Raw genomic sequence first — 881 nt, 5'->3', positions numbered from 1 at the left:
TCCGCTCCACCACCGACGTGCTGCCGGTCGAGGAGCTGTTCACCGCCGAGCAGCCGGTCCCGGCGGGCCAGGACGGCGTCGCCGCCGCCTCCGGGCACGGCCGGTACGCCTCCGACCGGCGCGCGGACGGCCCGGACGACCTGGGAGGAGCCTGATGGTCTCCACCGCCGTCTGGTTCTCCGTCGCCTACGGGACCTTCCTGCTGCTGGTCGCCTTCGCCCTGGACCTGGCCGCCCGGCGGGCCTGCGGCCGCACCGCGAACCGGCGGTCGGGCGCCTTCGCCTACCACGCCGACCACGACGCCTGGCTCTGCCCCCAGGACCAGTGGCTGTGGCCGTACGCCTTCGACCCGCACAACCGGGTGATGCGCTACCGGGCCAGACCGGCGGTGTGCAACAGCTGCCCGGTGAAGGAGACCTGCACCACCTCCGACACCGGCCGCGAGGTCTCCCGCAGCGTCGATCCCTGGCCCGCCTCGGAGGCCGAGCGCTTCCACCGCGGGATCGCCTGCACCGTCGCCCTGCTCGGCGTGCTCTGGCCACTGGCCGTGGCGCTGGGCGACCGTACGGTGACCGAACGCGCGGTGCTCGCCGGGACGGCCGCGCTGCTCGCCGCGGGCAGCCGGCCGCTCTGGTCGCACCTGCGCCGCACGACGGTGGACTTCCCCCTGGACTTCAGCGCCGAGCCGGGAGAGCGGGGGCGGGGATGAGCACGGTGCAGGTGGTCTCAGCCGGCGCGCTGATCGTCCTGATCATGTTTGCGGCCTCGGTGCGGGTGCTGCGGGAGTACGAGCGCGGGGTGGCGTTCCGGCTCGGCAGGCTGCGCGCCCCGCTCCGGCCGGGCCTGCGGCTGGTGCCGCCGGGGCTGGACCGGATGGTCCG

Annotated in this window: 1 protein-coding gene; it reads left to right on the top strand. The window is 75.4% G+C overall.

Going from position 1 to position 881, the window contains the following annotated elements:
• Positions 1-154 precede the first annotated feature (154 nt).
• Complete coding sequence (locus ACFOWE_RS31660) at positions 155-709, top strand: hypothetical protein (protein WP_377294376.1); 555 nt, start codon at positions 155-157, stop codon at positions 707-709.
• Positions 710-881: the final 172 nt, after the last annotated feature.

The sequence above is a fragment of the Planomonospora corallina genome, assembly GCF_042650625.1.
GTDB lineage: Bacteria > Actinomycetota > Actinomycetes > Streptosporangiales > Streptosporangiaceae > Planomonospora_B > Planomonospora_B corallina.
The sequence above is the reverse complement of the archived record's forward strand: the minus strand, read 5'-3'. Positions and strand labels throughout refer to the sequence as shown.

Coding starts and splice junctions, on each gene's coding strand:
- ACFOWE_RS31660 (WP_377294376.1), top strand. CDS start 155: ATGGTCTCCACCGCCGTCTGGTTCTCCGTCGCCTACGGGACCTTCCTG.